At 41.5% G+C, this 6,668-nt stretch carries 5 protein-coding genes; 3 read left to right on the top strand and 2 right to left on the bottom strand.

The window, feature by feature from the left end:
* The first annotated feature begins 103 nt into the window (after positions 1 to 103).
* From POV26_RS05090 to POV26_RS05080, 3 genes are read left to right on the top strand one after another with little or no spacing between them, the layout of a single operon-like run.
* A complete protein-coding gene (locus POV26_RS05090; protein ID WP_272855391.1) occupies positions 104 to 2,650 on the top strand; it encodes a beta-mannosidase in 2,547 nt (848 codons plus the stop codon).
* Positions 2,647 to 4,941 (top strand): beta-N-acetylhexosaminidase, encoded by a 2,295-nt coding sequence (locus POV26_RS05085; protein WP_272855390.1) that lies wholly within the window; start codon positions 2,647 to 2,649, stop codon positions 4,939 to 4,941. Before POV26_RS05090 ends, POV26_RS05085 begins: the two co-directional genes overlap by 4 nt.
* 42 nt (positions 4,942 to 4,983) lie before the next feature.
* Positions 4,984 to 5,709 carry a copper homeostasis protein CutC gene (locus POV26_RS05080; RefSeq protein WP_272855389.1) on the top strand — a complete coding sequence of 242 codons (726 nt, stop codon included), beginning with the start codon at positions 4,984 to 4,986 and terminating at the stop codon, positions 5,707 to 5,709.
* On the opposite strand, the gene POV26_RS05075 is transcribed toward POV26_RS05080, so the two are convergent.
* Together POV26_RS05075 and POV26_RS05070 are read right to left on the bottom strand one after the other, a co-directional pair.
* A complete protein-coding gene (locus POV26_RS05075) occupies positions 5,701 to 6,195 on the bottom strand; it encodes a YciI family protein (RefSeq protein ID WP_272855388.1) in 495 nt (164 codons plus the stop codon). The genes POV26_RS05080 and POV26_RS05075 overlap by 9 nt on opposite strands.
* Entirely contained in the window at positions 6,185 to 6,664 is a 480-nt protein-coding gene (locus POV26_RS05070; protein ID WP_272855387.1) for a CYTH domain-containing protein, read from the bottom strand. Before POV26_RS05070 ends, POV26_RS05075 begins: the two co-directional genes overlap by 11 nt.
* Positions 6,665 to 6,668: the final 4 nt, after the last annotated feature.

Here is a 6,668-nt window from a genome sequence, read left to right as displayed (position 1 = left end):
GTAAAACTCCGCCCGGTAGATAGACTTCGGTACAACGAATTGGACGAAGCCTTCTTTTTGCAATACAAAGATATTAATTAAACAATTGAAAAATGATTAGGATTTGAACACAGTATCTTTGGGGTCTTGTATTGTAATTTCCTATTTTAGTGCGATGGGAAAACTTCATTTTACCTTCTTTATAACTATTTTCAGCTTTCTTTCCTGTGAAGAAACTCCCAACGAAACGCTTTCGCTGAATGAGGATTGGCAATTTTCTGAAGTTGAAAAAAACAACTGGCAACCTGCCGAGGTTCCCGGAACCGTTCAGTCGGATTTGTTGCGATTGGGCGAAATTCCCGACCCATTTCTGAAGAACAACGAAGATTCCGTTCAATGGGTTTCCGAAAGGAATTGGCAGTATAAAAAACAATTTTCCATTTCCGAAGAAATTTTAAAAAGAACAAAGCATTTTTTGAAGTTTGAAGGTTTGGATACCTATGCCGAAGTTTTTTTGAACGACAGTTTAATCCTTTCGGCAAATAACGCTTTCCGAAGTTGGGAAGTGGATGTAAGCGATGCCTTAAAACCCAAAAACGAATTGCTCGTAATTTTCAAAAGCCCAGATTCCATTGAAGCTGAAGAAGCTAAAAAATTGGGTTACAAACTTCCCGAAAGCAACAGGGTTTTTACCCGAAAGCCGCAATATCAGTATGGTTGGGATTGGGCGCCAGTTATAAAAACTATGGGGATTCGGGGAGATGTCTCGTTGAGAAGTTACGACACAGCAAGAATGACGGATATTTTTTTAGAAACGAGATCCCTCCAGGATACGTTGGCAAAAATTGTGGTTAAGATTGAAGTTGATATTTTAAAAGAAGAAAAATTAACGTTTAAAATTACGAACAAAACTACGGGCGAAACCTTTTCCGGCACGCTCAAAACGAATTTAAATAAAACGGAACACGAAACTTCTTTCAATATCAAAAACCCAAAACTTTGGTGGACGCATAATTTGGGCGAACCATTTCTGTATGACATTCAAGTTGAATTAATCCACAACGGAACCATTCTGGAAACGCATTCAAAAAAACTCGGAATCCGTTCCATTGAATTGATTGCCGAAAAAGATTCCATCGGCGAAAGTTTCTACTTCAAATTGAACGGAAAACCCGTTTATATGAAAGGCGCCAACTATGTGCCCCAACACATGTTTGAAGCGAAAATAGACTGCGAAAAATACACAAAACTCATTGATGATGCGGTTTTGGCAAATATGAATATGCTCCGCGTTTGGGGCGGCGGAATTTATGAAGATGATTATTTCTATGAATTGTGTGATGAAAAAGGAATTTTAATTTGGCAGGATTTTATGTTCGCCTGCGCCATGTATCCGGGCGATGCCGCATTTTTGGAAAACGTAAAACAGGAAGCCATTGAAAATATAAAACGACTTCGAAATCATCCGAGCATCGCGTTGTGGTGCGGCAATAACGAAAACAGCGAAGGCTGGCGCCGCTGGGGCTGGCAGGACGATAAAACGGAAGAGCAAAAGCAGGAAATCTGGGAAAATTATTACGCCGTTTTCAACCATATTTTACCAAGGGCGGCGGACAGTTTAAGTCCGAAAATAAGTTATTGGGAAAGCTCGCCAAAATACGGCCGTGGCGACAAACGCTACCAGTTTGAAGGCGATGCGCACGATTGGTGGGTGTGGCACGACGGCTACCCGTTTGAGCATTTCTCGGAGGAAGTGCCACGGTTTATGAGCGAGTTTGGGTTTCAATCTTTTCCGAGTGTTGAGACAATTAAATATGCCACTGGAAAGGATTCAATTTCTTTAAAAGATCCAGCATTTGCAAGCCATCAAAAGCATTCCCGCGGGTTTCAGCTTATTGAAGATTATATGGCGCGCGATTTTCCAGTTCCTCAAAACGCTGAAGATTACGTTTATATGAGCCAACTTTTGCAAGCCTACGGAATTACAAAAGGAATCTACGCCCAGCGCCGCGCAAAACCTTATAACATGGGCACGCTTTATTGGCAACTGAACGATTGTTGGCCCGCCGTATCGTGGTCCAGCATTGACTATTTGGGCAATTGGAAAGCACTGCATTTCCAGGCCAAAAAAGCCTTTGAAAATGTTTTGGTCTCTGCGGAAGAGAAAAACGATTCCCTACGAATTTATGTGGTTAATGATACTTTTGAAACCATTAACGATTTGCTTTCATTGAAGTTAATGGACTTTGATGGAAATGTTATTTACGAAAAGCAGCTTATTTCCGAAAGTGCCGAAAACAGTAGTGAAGTATTGTTTTCGCTTCCGCTGGAAACTTTGAAATTTGACAAAAGGTTTTGTGCTTTAAAAATCAATTTCGGAGAAAGTGAATACCTGCATTACTTCGTAAAACCGAAAGAATTGAAGTTGAAAAAGAATAAAATCGAAAACGAAATCCAAATCGAAAACAAAAAGACACCTGAGGGATTTTCCATAACGCTTTTCTCAAAAGTACTTCAGAAAAATGTATTTTTAGAAGCAGATGGAAAAGGAACTTTTGAAGATAATTACTTTGATTTATTGCCCAATGAACCAAAAACAATTCTTTTTTCAACCGAAAGCCAGACCGCCCCAAGAATATTGTATAAATCCTTAAATCAGTTTGTGAAATGATTAGAAGTCTTCTCTTTTTTGTGATTTTTATTTTTTGGGGCGAAATATTTTCTCAGAATAATGGAATCACACTAATTCCCAGACCGCAATCCATAGAATTAAAAGACGGAACATTCAAAATTGACAAAAGAACCATGGTTTATTTTGAACCGGAATTTGAAATTGCAGGAGAATTTTTAAATGATTTTCTTCAAAACGGAGCAGGATTCCAGCTTAAAAAAACTTCGGAAAAGGAAGCGGATTTAATTTTCAAAAAAGATGTTTCCCAACCTTCCGAAGGATATTTTTTGGATATTTCTGATTCAAAAATCACTATTAAAGCCAGTGATGCCAGTGGTGCTTTTTATGCGGTGCAGACCTTGCGGCAGTTGCTTCCGCCAGAGCTTGAAGTCCCCCTTGCCCCCCAAGGGGGAAACACGAGTTTTTCAGTATCACAATTAACAATTACGGATTTTCCAAAATTTCAATATCGGGGAATGCATTTGGACGTTTCCCGACATTTTTTTGATAAGGAATTCGTTAAAAAATACATCGCCAATCTCGCTTTGCTGAAAATGAACACATTCCATTGGCATCTCACCGACGACCAAGGCTGGCGTATTGAAATAAAGAAATATCCAAAACTAACTTCAAAAGGCGCCTTTCGGGAGGAAACGCGCATCGGGCATTATGAGGATAAACCAGAACGATATGACGGCAAGCGTTACGGCGGATTTTACACGCAGGAAGACATAAAGGAAGTGGTTGCTTTTGCAGCAACGCAAAATGTAACCATCATTCCTGAAATTGAAATGCCCGGCCACGCCACGGCTGCCATCAGCGCCTATCCGGAGTTGGGATGCACCGGAAAACAGATTCCAGTGGCCACCACTTGGGGCGTTTTTGACGATATTTTTTGCCCAAAAGAGGAAACGTTTGCCTTTTTGGAAAATGTATTAGCTGAGGTTATGGCGCTATTTCCAGGGGAATATATCCACATTGGCGGTGACGAGGCTCCCAAATTGCGATGGAAAAATTGTGCACATTGCCGGCAACTTATAAAAGACAAAAACCTAAAAGATGAAAATGGGTTGCAGAGTTATTTCATCCATAGAATTGAGCAATTTGTAAACAGCAAAGGCAAAAAAATAATCGGTTGGGACGAGATTTTGGAAGGTGGCCTCGCGCCGAACGCAACCGTAATGTCGTGGCGCGGCGTGCAGGGCGGCATAGATGCTGCCACGCAGGGCAACGATGTAATCATGACCCCGGTTTCGCACTGCTATTTTGATTATTACCAAAGTGAGAATACCGATGAACCCTTGGCCATCGGGGGCTTTCTTCCATTGAAAAAAGTGTATTCCTTTAACCCCATCCCGCACGAATTGAAAGTTGGGGAAAGCCAGTACATCCTGGGCCCACAGGCCAATTTGTGGACGGAGTACATTCCTACCGAAAAACAGGCGGAATATATGGTTTTCCCGAGAATACTTGCCTTAAGCGAGGTGGCTTGGACGGGACCTTCCCAGAACTTTGAGACCGATTATCCCGATTTCTTTTCGCGGGTGGAAGGCTTTATGAAGCGTCTGGATGCGCTGAATATTAATTATGCCAATTATTTATACGAAATTGACGGGAAGATTTTAAAAGAGAACGACCGCGTTTTTTACGAACTATCCACGCCCACCAAGGGAAAGGAAATTCGGTACGCACTGAATGGCGCTTCACCGACGGTTTATACGAAACCATTTTTAATTGAAAAGGATTCGAAGCTTACGGCACATGTTTTTAAGGATGGGGAAAAATTAGGTCGTGACTTTTCTGAAGAAATAAAGTATCACAAAGCAATTACGGGTCAAATTTCAATTAACGTACAACCAAACCCGGCCTATGCCGCTGGCGGAAAAGAAGCTTTGATTAATGGAATTCAAGGCAGCGACAAACGTTACGGCGATAAGGAATGGCTGGGGTTTTGGGGCGATGATCTGGAGATTACCATTGATTTGGGCGAGGAAACGGAAGTGCATTCCATACAGACCCGATTTTTTAATTCGCCCGGGGTTTGGATCTATGCTCCAAAAGTAATAAACATACAAATTTTGAAAGAATTGAAAGAGGATGCTCTTTTTCAAGCGACAAATCAATTTTATAGAACGCAAACAAAAAACATAGTTCCAATAGAACAGAAATTCGAAGGAGCAAGAGGCAGATATATAAAACTCATAATAAAAAATTACGGGATGATTCCGGATGGCTTGCAAGGTGCGGGGCATAAAGCTTGGACATTTATTGACGAAATAATTGTGGAATGAGGTTTCGACTGCGCTCAACCTGACATAAAATCTTTCATAAATATGATAATTGAAATCTGCGCCAATAGCTTTGCAAGCGCCCAAGCCGCACAACTTTCCGGTGCAGACCGAATAGAGCTTTGCACCGAACTTTCGGTGGGCGGCCTTACGTCAAGCCACGGTTTAATTGAAAAAGTTGTTAAAGAACTGAATATTCCCACCTACGTTTTAATCCGTCCGCGAAGTGGGAATTTTACCTATTCCGAAGATGAATTTAATGTAATGCTGCGCGATATTGCGTTCTGCAAAAAATTGGGCTGCGCAGGAATTGTAAGCGGGTTTTTAACTTCGGAAAACAAAATCGATTTTAAAAGGACAGAACAATTGGTGGATGCTTCAGAAGGCTTGGAATTTACTTTTCATCGAGCGTTTGATTGGGTGGAAAATCCTTTGGAAGAACTTCAAAAATTGATTGATTTAAAAGTAAACAGATTGCTTTCTTCGGGACAAAAACCTTCAGCGATTGAAGGCATTTCACTTTTAAAAGAACTACGGAACACTTCAAAAGAAAAAATTGAAATCATGCCCGGCGGCGGGATTAATTTGGAAAATGCCTTGAAACTTAAAGAAGCTGGATTTAAAAGTATTCATCTTTCCGCAACAATCAAAAAGCAAGTGCTTAAGCAGAAACCGAAAGTTTCAATGCACAGCGATGCTTTTTTTGAGGAAGGAATTGTGGCAACTTCAAACGCGGAGATTATTCAAAAAATAAAAGCACTTTTAGCGTAACGGAAAACCCTTTGCCGCCCACCACGGGTGGATTTCAATCACCAGTCTGCCCGCTTTTACCATCGGGTCCATATTGGCCAGACTGTCCGCCATTTTTTGGGTGGGAACGTTGTAAATAGTGATGCCACGGATATCGCCGTCATCGCCAAAGGGGCCGGAAATATCTGCAAAACCTTCCTCGTACATGCTGCCCAAATGTGCCAAATGCAGCTTTTGAAGGCTGTCCGCTTCTTCTTTAGTTTGGGAACGTGTTGGTCCTTTTTTAAGAAAAGCGATGAAATATTGCTGCATTAAAATGGTATCGCCTGATTTTTCATCAACATAATCGAAGGTTTGAAAACCTTTTTCGGTCAGTTCCGCTTTCAGCTGCGCCATTGGAATTTTTTCTTCCTCTGGGCAGGGCTCGGTAACGTATTCTTTCTCAATTTTGGTTTGGCAGCTTAAAAGTGTAAATCCTAAAATTGCAAGTAGTAGTTTAGTTTTCATCTGACCAAGTTTTAAATGGTTTTTTGCTCAAATTTGAATTGTAATATTTTACCTCGCCCGTAACTTCCTTCCCCAGCCATTCCGGTTTGGAGAAAGGTTCATTTTCGGTTTCCAGCTCTATTTCGGCAATGATTAATCCTTCGTTTTCGCCCATAAAATCGTCCACTTCAAACGTATGGTGGTCGCTGTAAATTTCGTAGCGCGTTTTTTCAATAATCCCCGGTTCGCAAAGGTGGAGCAGTTCCTCTGCCTCTGCGAGCGGAATTTGCTTTTCCCATTCAAAGCGCGTAAGGCCGGATGGGTTCGGTTTCCCTTTTACCGTGATAAATCCATCATTTCCCTGAATGCGGATGCGCACGGTACGGTCGGGATGGGTGTTCAGAAACCCTTGAACGATTCGCATACGCTTGTGGGCCTCGCTTTTGAAAGCTTCGGATGTGACCAGAAATTTGCGCTCTATTTCTTGCATGCCT

This window comes from Aequorivita todarodis (genome assembly GCF_028561335.1).
Lineage (GTDB): Bacteria > Bacteroidota > Bacteroidia > Flavobacteriales > Flavobacteriaceae > Aequorivita > Aequorivita todarodis.
Note: the sequence above shows the minus strand (reverse complement) of the source record. Positions and strands in the feature narration are given on the sequence as shown.